Consider the following 17,770-nt stretch of genomic DNA (forward strand, 5'->3'; position numbering starts at 1 on the left):
GTTCGGTACGCGCGGTCCGGTTCAGGACACCGGCACCGGCGACGCCGTGCGCGCGTAGAGCACCGCGTACAGCACGGGCTGCTCGGTCGCCAGCTCGAGCCGGGCATCCTCGATGGTCCAGCAGCGGCCCGGGTCGAGCTCGAGTTTGGCGTCCAGATGAATGTTCCACCTATAGCGCAGCGCCGCGAGTACTCCCTGCGGGCCGCCGAACAGACGGTCGAGGTGGGGAATGTCGTCGAAGAGGTCCGGGCGCGCCGGATCGCCGGCGGCACGGCCGAGGACGGTGTGCAGAATCTCGGTGCGCAGATGTTGATCTTCCCAAGACATGATCCGAGCCCTTTCCGGTCGGGGCCTGGTAATCGCCGGCCTGATGGTGCGGCGACCTCGGGTTCAACGCTACGAATCCGGGACCGGTAAATCGTCGTGCCGTGGACGTGAATCACGGTCATACCGTGGTCGGAGCCCGGAACCGGCCACAGCAGGATGCCGACCGGCCCCCGGGGTGCTTACCCTGGACAGGTGACTGAGAGCCACCTCACAGTCGGTGCCGCCGCGGCGGGCCGTACGCCGTCGGTGAACGGCGGTACGTGGGAGTCCGGCGACGGATCCGATCCGCGTACCGCCGAGTCGAGCGCGCGGTTCACGACGGATTCGGCGGTTCGAGGACCCGGCGCGGTTCCGGCGGAGCCGGGGCGGTGGGCGCGGCTGTGGCATCGGGCGGGCAAGTTGCTCCCCGGAGCGCCCTATCCGCTGCGTGAACTTCCCTTCGACTATCCGCCCAAGGTCGTGCTGTTCACCGATCTGGCGTTTCTGGTCATCGGGGTCGTCGCCTGCCTGCAGCGGCACGAGTACTTCCCGACCGCGCTACCGTTGATCGCTCTGGCGCTGCTGTTCGCCTCCGTACCGACCTATATCCTGTTCGGAATCGTGCCGCGCCCGCTGCCGCTGGTCGCCGCCACCATGGTCGCGGCGGCGCTGTTCTTCGTGCAGCCGGTCGACTCCGATTTCGCGCCCTTCGTGCTGATGGTGGTGATCGCCGAAATCGCGGCGATCGCGCCGAAACGGGTGAGTATCGCGCTGGCCGTACTGGCCGCGGCCGAACTGCTCGCGTTCTCCCTGCTCGGCCAGGCCCTGTGGGGTGACCATTCCCTGCGCACCGGGTTCCCCATGTACGCGCTCGGTATCCTCCTCGGCTGGCTGGTCGGGGTGATGCTGCAGTACCAGCGGCTGTTCCTTTACCAGGAACGGGAGAACCAGAGCGCGCGGGCCGCGCAGGCCGCGGCCGCCGAACGCAACCGGATCGCGCGGGAGGTCCACGATGTGATCGCCCATTCGCTCACCGTGACCCTGCTGCATGTGACGGCGGCCCGGCACGCGTTGACCTCCGATCGTGATGTGGACGAGGCGGCGGACGCGCTCGTCGACGCCGAACGGCTCGGCCGCCAGGCCATGGCCGATATCCGGCGCACAGTCGGCCTGCTGGATTCGGGGCCGGCGGCGGCCGGGGTGGAACCGGGCGCCGACGATATTCCGGCGCTGGTCGACGACTTCGTCAACGCCGGTCTCACGGTGAACCGGCGGTTCAGCGGTGACCTGGCCATCGCGTCGGCGGCGGTCGGGCTGGCGCTCTACCGCATCTGCCAGGAATCCCTGGCCAATATCGCCAAACACGCCCCGGGTGCGGAGGTGGAGCTGAGTGTGGCCATGGACGAAGGATCGGCTCTCGTACGTGTGCGCAACACCGTCCCGCGCGGTCTGCCCACACAACTCGGCCGCGGTACCGGGGTCGCGGGGATGCGGCATCGCGCCGACGGGCTGGGCGGCCGTATCCGGATCGGCCCGGAAGCCGGCGGATGGCTCGTGCGGGCCGAATTCCCTCTCGGCGATCGGCCGGAACGCGCCGACACCGGCGGGCCGGAACGGCTGCGTTGTCCGATTTCGGAGATCATCGCCGACCACGACCCGCCTACGTATCCGAGCCCCGGCGACGAACCGCGTCCCGCCATATGAGGGGCTCCGCACGGGCGGGCCGGTCGTGTCGAACCGGCAGGCCCGTGGCAAGTCTGTGCTACGACGACCATCGGCCTGAGGAGAAATCATGATGCGATACCTCCGCCTTCGCTGCGGCCTCCGCGGACCGCATGAACCCGCTCCGAGGGAGAAATCTTGATTGGGGGGGCCGGTGCGGATCCGGGGGCGGTCGAGGTGCTGATCGCCGACGATCAGGAACTCGTACGCGGGGGGCTGCGACGCATTCTGCGCCGCCGTGACGGGTTCCGGATCAGTGAATGCGCCGACGGCGACGAGGTGCTCGCGGCGGTTGCCGCGCAGAACCCCGACATCGTGCTGATGGACCTGCGGATGAAACGGGTCGGTGGTATCGAGGCCACCCGCATGCTGCGCGCCCGCGCCCCCGAACCGCCGGTCCTCGTACTCACCACCTTCGACGACGATCAGCTCCTGTCCGGCGCATTGCGTGCGGGCGCGGCCGGATTCCTGCTCAAGGATTCACCTGCCGAGGATCTGATCCGTGCCGTGCGCACCGTCGCCGCGGGTGGTGCCTGGCTCGATCCCGCCGTCACCGGCCGGGTGCTGTCCACGTACCGCAGGACGGCCGCCGCCCCGGCCGCGCCCACCGCGGCCGCTGAACTGACCTCCCGGGAACGCGAGGTCCTGGTGCTGATCGGCCGAGGCCGGGCCAACAGTGAGATAGCCCACGCGCTCGGAATCTCCGAGGTGACCGTGAAATCCCATGTGGGTCATATCTTCGTGAAGCTGGGGGTCCGCGACCGCGCGGCGGCCATCGTCTACGCGTTTGACCACGGTGTGGTCTCCCCTGGACAATCCAGGGTTTGACGGGCTGCCCGAGTGCGATCCGCGCCCAGGTGAGACGGTGCCCGACGTGGAGAGGATGGACGGGTGCAGGCGCCTGGCTCCGAAGTCGGTAGGTGGTTCGGTCCCTACGAGCTGCGTTCGCTGCTGGGTCGCGGTGGGATGGGCGAGGTCTACGAGGCCTACGACACCGTCAAGGAGCGGGTGGTCGCGCTCAAGTTGCTCTCCGACGCGCTCGCCGGTGACCCCGAGTACCAGATCCGGTTCCGTCGGGAATCGCAGGCCGCCGCCCGGCTCGCCGAACCGCACATCATCCCCATCCACGACTGGGGTGTGATCGAGGGCCGGTTGTTCATCGATATGAGGCTGGTGCAGGGCACCGATCTGCGGGCGATCCTGCAGGCGGACGGTCCGCTGAGTCCGCAGCGCGCGGTCGCGGTGGTCGAGCAGATCGCCGCCGCGCTGGACGCCGCGCACGAGGGCGGGCTCGTGCACCGCGATGTGAAACCCGCGAATATCCTGGTCACTCCGGCCGATTTCGCCTATCTCGCCGATTTCGGTATCGCCCGGCACGAGAGCGATACCGGAGTCACGCAGGCGGGTGTGGCGGTCGGCTCCTATACGTATATGGCGCCGGAGCGCTTCGATACCGGTCCGGTGACCCCGCGCGCCGATATCTATTCGCTGGCCTGTGTGCTGCACGAATGCCTCACCGGAGCGACCCCGTTCGCGACAACCAGTGTGGGCGTGCTGATCCGGTCGCATCTGACCGAAACCCCACCGCGGGCAAGTGTGCAGCGAACCGGATTACCGGCAGCGCTCGACGATGTGATCGCATGGGGTATGGCCAAGGATCCGCACGAGCGTTTCGCTACTGCAGGTGAACTAGCTGTAGCCACCCGCACCGCCCTGAACTCCCCGGCGCGTCTGCCGCACTCCGCCGGCCCCGAGCCGCACTCCGGCGAACCTGCCGCTATTCCAGGTGGTGCTGGTCCGTCCGGGCCGCCGACCGGTGGAATCCCCACCCTGGTCGTCCGGATGCCGCAGGACGAGGGCAATGCCCCGGACTCCACCACCATCTTGCCCGCGATCATTCCCGGCGACCCCACCTCGGTCCGGCCCGACGAATTCGAGTTCACTCCGCTCTCGGCCGACGATCCCACGATGGCGGCGGATCCCGAGGCTCCGTCCAGCGGTATCCGGCCGTTCCCGGACGCACACCTCTACCAGAACGAGCAGTTGCACCCCGCCGCCGATCCGTCACAGTACGAGGATCCGGCGCCCGCGACCGGGGGAATGCCGGCCGCGGATTTCTACCCGCACGATCAGGCGACCCGTATCTACGGTGGAACCACCGGGTACCCGATACCGGAGGCCGAGGAGACCACCCGGGTCTTCCAGCCGGTGGATCAAGAGCCCCCGGCCGTCGCTTATTCCGCGGACGCGGCGACCCGTACCTATCAGCCGGCCCAGCAATACCCGGTGTACGAGCCCGGCGCCCACTACGACGCCCCCACGCCCCAGGCGCCGCCCGTCGAGCAGTACGGTTCCGAGCAGTACGGTTCCGAGCAGTACGGTTCCGAGCAGTACGGTTCCGAGCAGTACGGTTACCGGGCCGACGAGTCCGGTTCGCCTCAGCCCGACCCGTACGAGGCCGCCTACGAGGCCGGCTATCGCGACAGTTACGCCGCGACCACGCGAGAGCGCGAGGCCACCTCCGCCGGTGAACGTTCCAGGGTCGTACCGATATTGATCGGCAGCGGGGTGTTCGCGCTGGTGGTCATCATCGCTGTGCTGGGTATCAAGTTCCTCGGCGATTCCGGCGGCCGCGAATCCGCCGCAGCCGCCGATATCGCCACCACCACGGCGGCCGAACAGAACTCCGCGGCCGACCGGAGCACCGGGCCGTCTGCCACCACATCGTCGCGCACCACTACTTCCGCGTCGCCGACCACCACCACCGCCCGTTCGGATCTACCCGCGGGCGCGCAACCCTGCACGGGGTCGACCACCGGCCGCAACGACTACGGTTCGGCGGCAACCGGTAGCGCGGTGACCAGTTGTGAATTCGCCGAAGCGGTCCGGCAGGCCTACCTGGACCCCTCCGTGGTCTCGGCCGAAGGCGATCCGGTCTCCGTGGAGGCCACCAGCCCGGTGACCGGCCAGGCCTACACCCTCGAATGCGTCGCCGAGGACGGTCTGGTCACCTGCCGGGGTGGGAACAACGCGATCATCTACCTCTACTGATCTGCTGACCAGCCCCGGAATCGGCCACCGGTCGGATATTTCGCGGGCTCATCCGGGTCGGGCCGGTGTTGCCGATGGAGTACGGTTTTCCGACCGGGTACGAATCATCGGGACTGTGGGAGATCTCAAAAGCCATGTGGAGAGAAGTATCGGCCGATAAGAAACGGGAACTCTCACTGGTTCGTCGTGTGCTCGCGGCCGCCGCCTGTCTGCTCGTGGCGGCACTTGTCCCGGCCTGCGGCTCCGAACCCGAGAAACGTCCGCTGACCACCTCGATCACCCAGGCGGCGGCCGAGGGTCCGGGCGGCAATGTCTCGATCACAATTCCCGGCACGCTGGCCGCGGATTTCCAGGTGCTGGAACAGTCGGCGAGGGGGGAACTGGGTCTGGCGATCATGCCCGTCGGTGGTCGTCAGCTCGTCGGTTTCGGTGAGTGGACCACCGGTCCTGCCTGGTCGACGATGAAGGTCCCGCTGGTGCTGGCCGCCGAGCGGAAGAGCCCCGGCGCCCAGACCTACGCGGCATCAGCCGCCATCACCGCCTCGGACAACTCGGCTGCCGACAGTCTCTGGTCCTCGTTGGGTACCCCGCAGGAAGCCGCCCGGTCGGTACAGGATGTCTTGCGTGACGGCGGTGACAGCGTCACCGTTGTCGAGGAGAAACCGAAGCGCTCGGAGTATTCGTCGTTCGGTCAGTCCGACTGGTCGCTCGCCGATCAGGTGCGGTTCGCCGCCGAATTGCCTTGTATTCCGGGGTCGGACAAGGTCGTGAAGCTGATGGGTTCGGTGAGCGCGAACCAGCAGTGGGGCCTGGGGTCGGTATTCGAGGCGGCCGAGTTCAAGGGCGGATGGGGTCCGGATGCCGGCGGCGCCTACCTGGTGCGGCAGTTCGGCCTGGTACCCGCCAACGGCGGATCGGTCGCGATAGCGCTTGCCGCGCAACCGGATTCGGGCACCTTTTCCGATGGGATGAACCTGCTCGACGATATGGCGGGCCTGATCTCGCAGCATCTGGGCGAGTTCACCGGCGGTTCCTGCCCGGCCCGGTAGCGCCACCCCGCGTACGGTTCGCGGACGTTACCGGACATTCACGGGCCCGACGCGGCAAAGGTGTCCCACAGCGGGCAAGATGGGCGCCATGCGCATCGGAATCCTGACCGGAGGTGGGGACTGCCCGGGACTGAACGCGGTGATCCGTGCTGTGGTTCGCACCGCGAACGGCCGCTACGGGGACGCGATCGTGGGCTTCGAGGACGGCTGGCGCGGGTTACTGGAAGATCGCAAGGTCCGGATCCAGAACGACGATCGCACCGACCGGTTGCTCGCCAAGGGCGGCACCATGCTCGGTACGGCGCGCACCAACCCGGATGTGCTGCGCGCGGGTCTCGGGCAGATCCGCCGGACGCTCGACGACAACGGCATCGAAGCGCTCATCCCGATCGGCGGTGAGGGCACGCTGACCGCGGCCAGCTGGCTGTCCGAAGAAGGCGTCCCGGTGGTCGGCGTCCCGAAGACGATCGACAACGATATCGACTGCACCGATGTCACCTTCGGGCACGACACCGCCCTGTCCATCGCGACCGAGGCCATCGACCGCCTGCACACCACGGCGGAATCGCATCAGCGGGTGATGCTCATCGAGGTCATGGGCCGCCATGCCGGCTGGATCGCCGTGCACGCCGGGATGGCGGCGGGCGCGCATCTGACCCTGGTCCCCGAACAGCCCTTCGACGTGACCGATGTCTGTGCCCTGATCAAGAGCCGTTTCCAGCGCGGGGACAAACATTTCATCTGTGTGGTCGCCGAAGGGTCGCATCCCGCCCCGGAGTCCGGGTTCACCCTGCGCGAGGGCGGGGTCGACGAATTCGGGCACGAACGGTTCACCGGTGTCGCCCAGCAACTCGGCATGGAGATCGAGCGCCGGATCGGGAAAGAGGTGCGGACCACGGTGCTCGGGCATGTGCAGCGCGGTGGGAGCCCCTCCCCGTACGACCGGGTGCTGGCTACCCGGTTCGGCCTGCATGCCGCCGAAGCGGTGCACGCCGGGCACTTCGGTCAGATGGTGGCCTTGCGCGGCACCGAGATCGGGCTGGTTCCATTGCACGAGGCGACGAAGCAGCTCAAACGGGTCCCGGCCGACCGCTACGACGAGGCCCGGGCCTTCTTCGGCTGAGCACCACACCGGTTCGTCGGCAGCGCGACAGCGGGCTCTCGGGCCCCGCGTTCGGTGAAATCGACCGTTACCACGGTGCTTCGCCCCGTTCCGGCGACAGCCCGGAGATACAGTCGGACCATGCGCCATGGCAGGGGAGTGTTGCTGGTTGCGGTTCTTTCGGTGCTCGTCCCGGTCGTCTTCGGCTGCGCGGGTGGCGCCGCCGACGATCGGGTGCGCGGGCAATGGCACGGGTCCATCGAGGTCCCCGGGGCGCCGCTGGTGGTCGCGGTGAATTTCACCGGCCGGCGCAGTGGGGTCATAGATATCCCGGCGGAACAGGTTGCCGGGCGGGTGCTCGACGATGTGGTGGCCGAACCCGAGCGGGTGGAGTTCGGTGTGCCGGAGGTGCCTGGCGACGCGCGATTCGCCGGTCGGCTCGACGAATCGGCCGATGCCATCGTCGGCGATTTCCGCCAGTCCGGGCGGAGTTTCGGGCTGCGGCTCAACCGTCGGCCGGTCGGCCCCCCGGCTCGCCCACAACTCCCGGTGCCACCGTATCCCTACCTTTCCGAGGATGTTTCGTACCCGAGCGGCACTGTCACGGTGGCGGGTACCCTGACCCGGCCCGCGGACGTGCCGGGACCGCTACCCACCGTCGTACTCATCGGTGGCAGCGGGCCGCATGACCGCAACGAGGAGATCGCCGGGCATCAGCCCTTCTCGCTACTGGCCGATACGCTCACCCGCGCGGGGTACGCGGTCCTGCGCACCGACGATCGCGGGGTCGGCGGTACCGGGGGAAACCTGAACCAGGCGAGCTACGCAGATCTGGCCGGCGACATCGAGGCCGGGCTGCGTTTCCTGCGTGAGCGCCCGGAGATCGACCCGGACCGGATCGGCCTGCTCGGGCATTCCGAGGGCGGCTATCTGGCCCCGCTCGTCGCCGCCCGGCCGGAGAACGGGGTCGCCTTCACTATCCTCATGGCCGGACCCGCTGTACCGGGCACCGATATCATCCTGGAGCAGGGCCGCCGTACTTTCGCCGGTGCCGGAGCCTCTCCCGAACAACTCGACCGCCATCTCGGCTTCCTGCGGGACTGGACCGCGGCGCTGCGTGCCGGTCAGCTCACCAAGGCGGCGCGGCTGTCGGAGACCTACAACAGGACGTTGCCGAAGGACCTGCGCGCCACGTCCGAGGAGATCACCGGCCAGAACACTCCGTACATGGCCGCGCTGGTCTCCTACGATCCGGCTCCTGCGTTGTCGGCGCTGCGGATGCCGGTGCTCGCGCTCTTCGGGTCGAAGGATGTCCAGGTCCCGCCCGCGCAGAACGAGCAACCCATGCGCGATCTGCTGGGCGCCGATCCCGAGGCCACGGTCACGGTGCTGGAGGGACTCAACCATCTGATGCAACCCGCGGGAAGCGGTCTGCCGGCCGAGTACGAGTCCATCGAGACCACCATCGACCCGGTGGCACTCGATGCGATCACCGGCTGGCTGGGAGACCGGATTCCGGTGGACTGACCGCCCACCGAAGGGTGGCACCTGCACGCATACACTGTGGGCCATGAGCGCACCCACCGTCGAACTCATGGATTACGCCGAGGTCCTCACCCGGTACGAGCCGGTGCTGGGCATGGAGGTCCATGTCGAGCTGAACACCGCGACCAAGATGTTCTGCGGTTGCCCGACCACGTTCGGCGCGGATCCCAACACTCAGGTCTGCCCGGTATGCCTGGGCATGCCCGGTTCGCTGCCGGTGGTCAATCAGCAGGCCGTCGAATCGGCGATCCGGATCGGCCTGGCGCTCAACTGTTCCATCACCCCGTGGGGCCGGTTCGCGCGTAAGAACTACTTCTACCCGGATCAGCCGAAGAACTACCAGATCAGTCAATACGACGAGCCCATCGCGACCGAAGGCTATCTCGAGGTCCCGCTCGACGACGGCACCATTTTCCGGGTCGAGATCGAACGTGCTCATATGGAAGAGGACACCGGGAAATCGGTGCACGTCGGCGGTGCGACCGGCCGTATCCACGGCGCGAGTCATTCACTGCTCGATTACAACCGGGCCGGGGTGCCGCTCATCGAGATCGTCACCAAACCCATCACCGGCGCCGGTGACCGCGCGCCCGAGGTCGCCCGCGCGTATGTGACCGCGCTGCGCGATCTGCTGAAATCCCTGAACGTCTCCGATGTCCGGATGGAACACGGTTCGCTGCGCTGCGATGCCAACGTCTCGCTCATGCCGATCGGTGCCGATGTCTTCGGTACCCGTACCGAGACCAAGAACGTGAACTCGCTCAAGAGCGTCGAGGTCGCGGTGCGGTTCGAGATGCGCCGCCAGGCCGCGGTGCTGGCAGGCGGCGGTGAGATCATCCAGGAGACCCGGCACTTCCACGAGGCCGGCGGTTCCACTTCGCCGGGCCGCCGTAAGGAGACCGCCGAGGACTACCGGTATTTCCCCGAACCCGACCTGGAACCGGTCGCGCCGGATACCGCGTGGGTGGAACAGCTGCGCGGCACCCTCCCCGAATATCCGTGGTTGCGCCGCGCGCGTATCCAGTCGGATTGGGGTGTTTCCGACGAGGTCATGCGCGATCTGGTGAACGCCGGTGCGCTGGACCTGATCATCGCCACGGTCGACGCCGGCGCCCCCGCCAAGGAGGCACGTTCCTGGTGGGTCGCTTATCTCACCGAGAAGGCCAATGAACGCGGTGTCGAGCTCGAAGATCTGCCGATCACGCCGGCGCAGGTGGCGGAGGTGATCGGTCTGGTCGAGAACAAGACGGTGAACAACAAGGTCGCCAAGCAGGTGGTCGATCTCGTGCTCGACGGTGCGGGCGATCCGACCCATATCGTGGAGACCAAGGGTCTCGGCATGGTCAGCGATGACAGCGCCCTGCAGGCCGAGGTCGACAAGGCGCTGGCCACCAACCCCGATATCGCGGACAAGATCCGGTCCGGCAAGGTGCAGGCCGCGGGCAAGATCGTCGGTGATGTCATGAAGGCCACGCGTGGCCAGGCCGACGCGGCCCGGGTGCGGGAACTGGTACTCGCCGCCTGCGCGGAGTAGCGGTAGTTCGCCCAGCTCTTCGATTGCCCGCCGGTGGCGGGAGAGAGCCGGAGTCCTTGTGACTCCGGCTCTTCTTCGTGTACCGGCCGGACTGTTCATCGCGGCTATTCTAGCGCTAGAATAGCGGCGTGGAACTCACGCCCTCCGAACTGATCGTCCTGGGTCTGCTCATCGAACGCCCGCAGCACGGCTACGACCTGGAGCAGGCCATCGAACGGCGCGGCGTACGGCAATGGACCGAGATCGGTTTCTCCTCGATCTACTACCTGCTCACCAAACTGGAGAAACGCGGCCTCCTCCACGTTCCCGACGAACCCGCGGCCGCGAAGGGCCGGCGGGTATTCCACGCCACGGCCACCGGGCAGGAGGCCGCGGTGCGCGGTGCGCTGGCGCTCGTGACGGAGTTGCGTCCGGTGCCGAACCCCTTCCTGGTGGGCGTCGCGAACCTGCCGTTGCTCGCCGCATCCGACTACGCGCGCGCACTGCGCGGTCGCCTGCAGCAGGTCGAAGCGCGTATCGCCGCGGTCGAGGCCGCCGCGACGGCACAATCACCTCTCCCGCTACCGGCGCGCGAGGTCTTCTCCTATTCCCTGAGCCTCCTGGAGGCAGAGAGGTCGTGGCTCGCGCAGCGGGCCCAGGTATCCGATGGCGAACGACACGTCGACTGACAAGGCCGACTTCAAGAAGCAGATCGCGGCATACCGCGCCCCGCGGGGCCGGTTCGAGGTAGTGGACGTGCCCGATCTGCGATACCTCATGATCGACGGGCACGGCGACCCGAACACCGATCCGGATTTCGCGCACGCCACCGAGGCGCTCTACCCATTGGCCTACAAACTCAAGTTCGCCAGCAAACGCGATCTCGGCCGCGACTACGTCGTCATGCCGCTGGAAGGCCTGTGGTGGGCCGAGGATATGGATGCTTTCACCGCGTCACGTGATAAATCGCGTGGGACTGGACTCTGATGATCATGGTGCCCGACTGGATCGGCCCGGAGATGTTCGCGGCCGCGGTCGCGCAGATCGCGGACAAGGACCATCCCCAACGCCTGCTCGAGGTACGCCTGGCCACGTTGTCGGAGGGTCGCTGCGTGCAGACCCTGCACATCGGCTCCTACGACGACGAGGCCGAGCTGCTCGCCCGGATGCATCACGAGTTCGTTCCGGACAACGGATTCCGGATGGCCGGCCGGCATCACGAGATCTATCTCGGCGATCCTCGCAAGGTCGCGCCGGAGAAACTCCGCACGATCCTCCGGCAACCGGTCGCCCCGCGGATTTCCTGAGTCAATCGCCTCGGCCGGCTGCCGCCGGCGACGTCACAGTGATGAACGCCCCGAACCGTCCGTCGGCCGGGAACTGCGAGGGTCGCGCTGCTCGAGCGGCGGCCGGCGGGCCGTGACCTGGCAGCGGGGACAGTGGCTGTGGAGTTCGCCTTCGCTGGGGACTGTCCGCGGATCGTCAAACGGTCTTGATGAGAGCCGCATCGAGGTCGGTGCGGCCCATCCGGCTTACATCCGACACCGGCTGGCTCGCTGAGTGCTGAGGCTCTGTCGAATGCTGCTTGGTTCCCAGGGCACGCAGCAGCAGGGGTGCGGCGGTTTCTGGATGTCGATATTCGCAGGACGATCGCCCGATCAGCCGAGATCGGCGCAGAGTTGGGAGATCAAGGTGGTGCCGGCCCACTCTTCCCACGTCTGCGATGACCAGTCGCGGTCGCGGACGAAGATCAGGTAGAGCTGCGGACTGAGCAGGCCGAATAGCAGGTCCGCCGCCATCCCGGCGGAGAGGCCGGGGCGGGCGTCGGGCTTGCTGACCAGGGCTTCGGCCGCTGAGTACTGCACGGTGTAACGCGGGTCGGGGCCATCCGGCCATTGCGCGGCGATCTCCGGGTCGGTGGCCGCGGCAGCCGCGATCAGCGGCATGATCGGGGCGACCCGGCCCAAGATCTCACGGGTGCCGTGGACGTGCACGCGTAGTTGCCCGGCCGCAGTGGGCTCGGCGCACGCGGCACGAAACCACTCCCGATCCATAGTCGCGACCGGCTCGGCATCCCCGGCGATCGCCGTATCGACGACGTCCTTGAACAGCGTGCGCTTGTTGTGGAAGACGAAGTACACCGTCTGAACCGCTACGCCCGCTCGATCCGCTATTTCCTGCAGGTTCGTCGCCCCGTAGCCCTGCGCGACGAACAGCTCACGAGCCGCGTCGACGATCTTTTCGCGCGTGCGTCGGGAACGCTCGCCTCGCTTGTCCGGCTTGACGCTTTCCATCTTGCAAGTGTATCTCTAGATATAGTCACTAGAGTTTGACTCTAATTTGTTGGAGGAAGCAATGGACCATTCCGGCACCACCCGCAAGCCCGGCTTCGGCGCGAACACAACGCAGCGAGACCGGGAAGAGGAGTCCGTCTACCACGCATTGGAGAGGTACTACAGCGCCGGTAAGGCACCCTGGGATACCGGCGTGACGCCGCCGGAACTGGTCGCCCTGGTAGAAGGAAACGACACTCTGCCGCTGGGCCGCGCCCTCGAACTCGGTTGCGGCACAGGCACCAACGCCACCTACCTCGCACGGCACGGCTGGGAAGTGACGGCCGTCGACCTGATCGACAGCGCCGTCGCTCAAGCCAGAGAAAAGGCCTCGGCAGCGGGAGCGGCGGTACGCGTCCTGCACGGCGACGCCACCCGCCTCGACGAGCTGGACGTGCCCGGCCCCTTCGACCTGTTCTTCGACCTGAGCTGTTACTGCGGGATCCCGCCGCACCGCCGCGACGCCTACGCCGCCGGACTCACCGATCGCGCCGCCCCCGGAGCGCGACTGCTGATGTTCGGCTACGGTCCTGAGCCGGTCGGCAACCCGATGCCCGAGGTCACCTCATGGGCGGAGGGCGTCACCGCCGATGAGCTCCGCACCAAGTTCCCCGGCTGGGAACTACTCGACGTCATACCGGGTACCAATCCGGTCCCGACCTTCTGGTTTACGCTGGGCCGTGCACCTGAGACGAGTGATTCCTAATCGGTTGGAGGCGTGAGTGGCTCGCCATCAACCCTCGGCGCCGGCTCGGGTGGATTCGCTCGGTCGGTTGGATGAGGTTCAGTGGCGCGAAGGCAGTCGCGGTGGCGAGCCACGCAGCGCTCAACAGCCTTGCCCGGACAAGTCCCGCCGGGGCAGGATATTCGCTTGGCCAGTTCTGGAAGGGAATCGAGGATCCGCAGCTACGCATCCTGCGGTTGACGCCGTGGCGTGTGCAGGTGGTCCGGGGTGGTGACCTGCGGAGCAGGATCCTGGCGTGCGAATGGAACGCGGGTTTCGTGATTCGGCGTTCCATCACTCCGGTCGGCGAAACGCTAGTCCGGGCCGCCACCGCCGGCGGTGGGAGGCGGGATGCGCACTACACGGTCGTCGTTCGGAGTGGGCTGGCCGCCGTCGGATTTGTTCGCCGTCGACACCCAGATCGTCCCGTCCATCGAGGGTGTCGCACCGAGCAGGCGGCCGTATTTGTTCGCGACGAAAACGCTGGGAGGTGCGGTGACCGCGAAAGTCTTGGGGTCCGGTGTGGCCATGGCGAGTGCCTTCGCGTCGGTCAGCGCGATCGCCACGCCCTCGGGCGTCACCGCACAACCGGCCGCTCCTGGACGGTCGGGCCAGGTCCACGCCGTGGTGACCACACCGTCTGGGCCCAGCCGCTGGAGGCGGTCCATAGTGGGGGTGCGGTCGGTGATCCAGATCTGATCGTCGCCGAGGCAGATATCGCCGGCCGAGCCGATTCCCGACACCGCGACCTCCGTAGGAGCGTTGCCGTTGGAGCTCGGGTTGTTCACCCGCAACAGTTTCCCGGCCTTGCTCCCGGGATCGGATGCCGCCGCGGGATCGCCGGCATCGCCGGTGAGTACCAGCATCTGATCGGGTTTCGACCAGTCGATCGCGCCGCGATTACCGGTGGTGCCCTTGGGGATTCCCGTCAAGACCGGTTTCGCCGGGCCACCCTCGGCGACCCGCACCACCCGGTTGTCGCTGCCGGTGGTGACATAGGCGTAGATCAGCCCGTCCTCGGGATAGGTGGGGGAGACCGCGATATCGCTCAACCCGCCGTCACCCGCGGGATCGACATCGACCTTGGCCACCTCGATCGGCTGCTGCTCCGGCGCGACCTGCAGGATCCGCCCGGTGCGGCGTTCGGCCACCAGCGCGTATCCGCCCATTTCGATCAGCCCGCCGGTGGTGTCGAGGCAGCTGACCACCACGGCCGGATCGGGGTCGATACACGGACCGCTGGGTCGGGTGGTGGAACTCTCGGACTGCTTGGGTTTGGTCGGCTCCAATTCCGCGCCGTCCAGCGTCGGCTCCTCGGTGAACGGACTGGATGCGGAATCGTCGAATCGGGCGCATCCACTCAGCGCCAACGCCCCGAGTACCAGCCCCACCGTCACGCGCCGCGCGCCAACCGACCTCATAATCGTCCAACGTAGTGGAAATGGCGCCGGCCGTGCCCCAGAGGCCCGCCGTGAGTGGAAGCGCCGGTTCGGTCCGGGCCTGTCCGTGTGTGACACATGGGTCGGGTGTGGCGCGGACACGCCGCTGATTCAGCAGGTGCCAGGAGGGTCGGCGGCTTAGGGTTGAGGAGTGAGTGCCAAGGCGAGAAACGGGTCCGCGTCCCCCGAGGCCGCGGGGCCCGGGAATCTGTCTACCGGAGAGCAGCGCGCGGTATCGACTACCGCGGGCGGGGTCGGGAGTCCCTACGATTCCCCGACCGGCCAGTTCCCCAAAGTGGCCATGACCAAGGAGATCCCGGTGAACGCATCGGCGACCACAGGCGGCACACCGGCCGATACTCCCGGACCCGTCGGGTCCGGCGGCCCCGGGAGCCGCGACAGCACCTACGAATACGCCAGCATCCCGCCGGCCGGAAATCCGCCCAGTAGGGGCCTGCGCCGCCGCGACGGCGACGGCCGCCGCGGCACCCTCGACTTCGGGCTCTTCATCCTCCGGTTGGTCGTCGGTGCCACCTTCCTCTACCACGGCCTGCAGAAGCTGACCGGCTGGTTCCACGGCCCCGGCCTCGACGGCACCAAGACCATGATGGAGAGCAGCGGCTGGAAGCATCCCTCGCTCGCCGCCGCCATGGTGACCGCCGGCGAGGTCGGCGGTGGCGCACTGCTGATCCTGGGCCTGGCCACACCGCTTGCCGCGGGCGCGGTGCTCGCGGTGATCCTGGACGCCTGGTTCTGGAAGCAGGGTATGCATCCGGGTTTCCAATACAAGGCCGGTCCGGGCGCGGTGGAGATGGAGAGCATCCTCGCCGGTGCGGCCGTCGCCGTAATCTTCACGGGGCCGGGGCGCTGGTCGTTGGACCGGGGGCGTGGCTGGGCGACGCGACCGGGGGTCGGTTCGTTCGTGGTATTCGTGCTGGCCGTAGCCGCCGCGGTGCTCACGTATTGGTGGCTCAAGGATGGTAATCCGCTGACCGGTATCGGTCCGTTCGACTGATCTGCCCGGTAGCCGCGAAGGCGCCCCCTCGGATCCCGAAGATCTTGGATTCGAGGGGGCGCCTTTTCGTCTGGGGTCACGGCACGTGCCGGACCGCGCCCTTATCGGCCGAGGTCGCCAGCGCGGCGTAGGCACGCAGTGCGGTGGTGACCGGCCGTTCCCGGTTCTGCGGCTGCCACGGACGTTCGCGGGCTTCCATCTTGGACCGGCGCTCCGCCAGAACCGTGTCGTCGACGAGGACCTCCAGAGCCCGGGTCGCGACATCGATGCGGATCCGGTCACCGTTCTCCACCAGGCCGATCACGCCGCCACTGGCCGCTTCCGGCGAGATATGGCCGATCGACAGACCCGAGGTGCCACCGGAGAACCGTCCGTCGGTGATCAGGGCGCACTGTTTACCCAGACCCGCGCCCTTGAGGAACGCGGTCGGGTGCAGCATCTCCTGCATGCCCGGGCCACCCGCCGGACCCTCGTAACGCACCACGAGCACATCGCCGGGCTGGATCTTCTTGCCCAGGATCACCGACACGGCTTCCTCCTGGGACTCCACTACGACGGCCGGGCCCTCGAAGGAGAACAGTTCCTCGTCGATACCGGCGGTCTTGAGCACCGCGCCGTCCACCGCGATATTGCCGCGCAATACCACCAGCCCGCCTTCGACGGTATAGGCGTGTTCGCTATCGCGGATGCAACCGCCCGCCGCATCGGTATCCAGTGACGACCAGCGGTTATCGGTCGAGAACGGTTCGGTGGTGCGCACCCCGCCCGGCGCCGCGTGGAAGAGTTCGAGCGCTTCCGCCGACGCCTTACCCGAACGGATATCCCAGGCATCGAGCCATTCGTCCACCGTGGCGCTGTGCACCGTCGTCACATCGGTTTCCAACAGCCCGGCCCGGCGCAGCTCACCGAGGATGGCGGGAATCCCGCCGGCCCGGTGCACATCCTCCATGTGATAGTCGGAGTTCGGCGCCACCTTCGACAGGGTCGGCACGTTGCGGCTGATGGTTTCGATGGTGTGCAGATCGAAGTCGATCTCACCCTCCTGGGCCGCGGCCAGGGTGTGCAGCACGGTATTGGTCGAACCGCCCATCGCGACGTCCAGGGCCATCGCATTGCGGAAGGCTTTGTCGTTCGCCACATTGCGCGGCAGCACCGTCGCGTCGTCGTCGCGGTACCAACGGGTCGCGATATCGACGATCACCCGGCCGGCCCGCTCGAACAGCGCCCGTCGCGCGGCGTGGGTGGCCAGCGTGGAACCGTTGCCCGGCAGGGCCAGACCCAGCGCCTCGGTGAGGCAGTTCATGGAGTTCGCGGTGAACATGCCGGAGCAGGATCCGCAGGTCGGGCAGGCACTGCGCTCGACCTCGTCGAGCCCTTCGTCGGTCACGGCGGAGTTCGCGCTCGCCGATATGGCGGTGATCAGGTCGGTGGGTGCTTGGGCCACACCACCCACCACCACGGCCTTGCCGGCTTCCATCGGTCCACCGGAGACGAACACCGCGGGGATGTTCAACCGCATGGCGGCATTCAGCATGCCGGGGGTGATCTTGTCGCAGTTGGAGATGCACACCAGCGCGTCGGCGGTGTGCGCGTTCGCCATGTATTCCACCGAGTCGGCGATGATCTCGCGGCTGGGCAGCGAGTAGAGCATGCCGCCGTGACCCATGGCGATACCGTCGTCCACCGCGATGGTGTGGAATTCGCGCGGTACCCCACCCGCTTCCCGTACCGCGGCGGCCACGATGTCGCCCACGTTCTTCAGGTGTACGTGCCCGGGCACGAACTGGGTGTAGGAGTTGGCGATCGCGACGATCGGCTTACCGAAATCGGAGTCGGTCATACCGGTGGCCCGCCACAGGGCGCGGGCGCCGGCGGCATTGCGGCCGATGGTGGTTGTTCGGGAACGAAGCGGTGGCATGAGTGTCCTCGGTCTGGTCGCGGGCGGAACGAATGCGACTGCGCCGTATCGCC

14 protein-coding genes and 1 pseudogene are annotated in these 17,770 nt (G+C 67.6%); 11 read left to right on the top strand and 4 right to left on the bottom strand.

Annotated features, from left to right (window positions below; genetic code table 11):
• Positions 1 to 21: 21 nt before the first annotated feature.
• On the bottom strand, positions 22 to 327 hold the full coding sequence (locus OG405_RS04145; protein ID WP_327150317.1) for a hypothetical protein: 306 nt from the start codon (positions 325 to 327) through the stop codon (positions 22 to 24).
• A gap of 192 nt (positions 328 to 519) precedes the next feature.
• Here OG405_RS04145 and OG405_RS04150 point away from each other — a divergent pair, with 192 nt between their 5' ends.
• The 9 genes and pseudogenes from OG405_RS04150 to OG405_RS04190 all read left to right on the top strand — a co-directional run bounded on the left by OG405_RS04150 (position 520) and on the right by OG405_RS04190 (position 11,595).
• Positions 520 to 2,010 (top strand): sensor histidine kinase, encoded by a 1,491-nt coding sequence (locus OG405_RS04150; RefSeq protein WP_327150318.1) that lies wholly within the window; start codon positions 520 to 522, stop codon positions 2,008 to 2,010.
• Between the two features lie 195 nt (positions 2,011 to 2,205).
• Complete coding sequence (locus OG405_RS04155; protein ID WP_327152196.1) at positions 2,206 to 2,856, top strand: response regulator transcription factor; 651 nt, start codon at positions 2,206 to 2,208, stop codon at positions 2,854 to 2,856.
• A 63-nt stretch (positions 2,857 to 2,919) separates the two neighbouring features.
• Positions 2,920 to 5,079: a protein kinase domain-containing protein gene (locus OG405_RS29115; protein WP_442790658.1), complete on the top strand. Its 2,160-nt coding sequence runs from the start codon at positions 2,920 to 2,922 to the stop codon at positions 5,077 to 5,079.
• Positions 5,080 to 5,213: 134 nt separating this feature from the next.
• The gene (locus OG405_RS04165) at positions 5,214 to 6,128 is read left to right on the top strand and encodes a hypothetical protein (protein WP_327150319.1); all 915 of its coding nucleotides are present in this window, start codon (positions 5,214 to 5,216) and stop codon (positions 6,126 to 6,128) included.
• Positions 6,129 to 6,216: 88 nt separating this feature from the next.
• Positions 6,217 to 7,251, top strand: coding sequence for an ATP-dependent 6-phosphofructokinase (locus tag OG405_RS04170; protein WP_327150320.1), 1,035 nt, complete (start codon positions 6,217 to 6,219; stop codon positions 7,249 to 7,251).
• 120 nt (positions 7,252 to 7,371) lie between these two features.
• The gene (locus OG405_RS04175; RefSeq protein ID WP_327150321.1) at positions 7,372 to 8,757 is read left to right on the top strand and encodes an alpha/beta hydrolase family protein; all 1,386 of its coding nucleotides are present in this window, start codon (positions 7,372 to 7,374) and stop codon (positions 8,755 to 8,757) included.
• A 43-nt stretch (positions 8,758 to 8,800) separates the two neighbouring features.
• The gene (gatB, locus tag OG405_RS04180) at positions 8,801 to 10,309 is read left to right on the top strand and encodes an Asp-tRNA(Asn)/Glu-tRNA(Gln) amidotransferase subunit GatB (RefSeq protein ID WP_327150322.1); all 1,509 of its coding nucleotides are present in this window, start codon (positions 8,801 to 8,803) and stop codon (positions 10,307 to 10,309) included.
• Positions 10,310 to 10,437: 128 nt separating this feature from the next.
• On the top strand, positions 10,438 to 10,977 hold the full coding sequence (locus tag OG405_RS04185) for a PadR family transcriptional regulator (protein ID WP_327150323.1): 540 nt from the start codon (positions 10,438 to 10,440) through the stop codon (positions 10,975 to 10,977).
• Positions 10,955 to 11,595: pseudogene (locus tag OG405_RS04190) on the top strand (GyrI-like domain-containing protein). Before OG405_RS04185 ends, OG405_RS04190 begins: the two are co-directional and overlap by 23 nt.
• A 351-nt stretch (positions 11,596 to 11,946) precedes the next feature.
• On the opposite strand, the gene OG405_RS04195 reads toward OG405_RS04190, so the two are convergent.
• On the bottom strand, positions 11,947 to 12,582 hold the full coding sequence (locus OG405_RS04195) for a TetR/AcrR family transcriptional regulator (protein ID WP_327150324.1): 636 nt from the start codon (positions 12,580 to 12,582) through the stop codon (positions 11,947 to 11,949).
• A 61-nt stretch (positions 12,583 to 12,643) separates the two neighbouring features.
• Between OG405_RS04195 and OG405_RS04200 the strand changes: the two genes are divergently transcribed.
• Positions 12,644 to 13,327: a class I SAM-dependent methyltransferase gene (locus tag OG405_RS04200; protein ID WP_327150325.1), complete on the top strand. Its 684-nt coding sequence runs from the start codon at positions 12,644 to 12,646 to the stop codon at positions 13,325 to 13,327.
• A gap of 332 nt (positions 13,328 to 13,659) precedes the next feature.
• Here the strand turns inward: OG405_RS04200 and OG405_RS04205 are convergent, their stop codons facing one another.
• Positions 13,660 to 14,766, bottom strand: a complete 1,107-nt coding sequence (locus tag OG405_RS04205; protein ID WP_327150326.1) for a PQQ-dependent sugar dehydrogenase — start codon at positions 14,764 to 14,766, stop codon at positions 13,660 to 13,662.
• Positions 14,767 to 14,935: 169 nt separating this feature from the next.
• On the opposite strand from OG405_RS04205, the gene OG405_RS04210 reads away from it, so the two are divergent.
• Complete coding sequence (locus OG405_RS04210; RefSeq protein ID WP_327150327.1) at positions 14,936 to 15,799, top strand: DoxX family protein; 864 nt, start codon at positions 14,936 to 14,938, stop codon at positions 15,797 to 15,799.
• 76 nt (positions 15,800 to 15,875) lie between these two features.
• Here the strand turns inward: OG405_RS04210 and ilvD are convergent, their stop codons facing one another.
• Positions 15,876 to 17,717, bottom strand: coding sequence for a dihydroxy-acid dehydratase (ilvD, locus tag OG405_RS04215; RefSeq protein WP_327150328.1), 1,842 nt, complete (start codon positions 17,715 to 17,717; stop codon positions 15,876 to 15,878).
• Positions 17,718 to 17,770 lie beyond the last annotated feature (53 nt).

Origin of the sequence: Nocardia sp. NBC_01329 (genome assembly GCF_035956715.1) — a bacterium.
In the GTDB taxonomy this organism is placed as follows: domain Bacteria; phylum Actinomycetota; class Actinomycetes; order Mycobacteriales; family Mycobacteriaceae; genus Nocardia.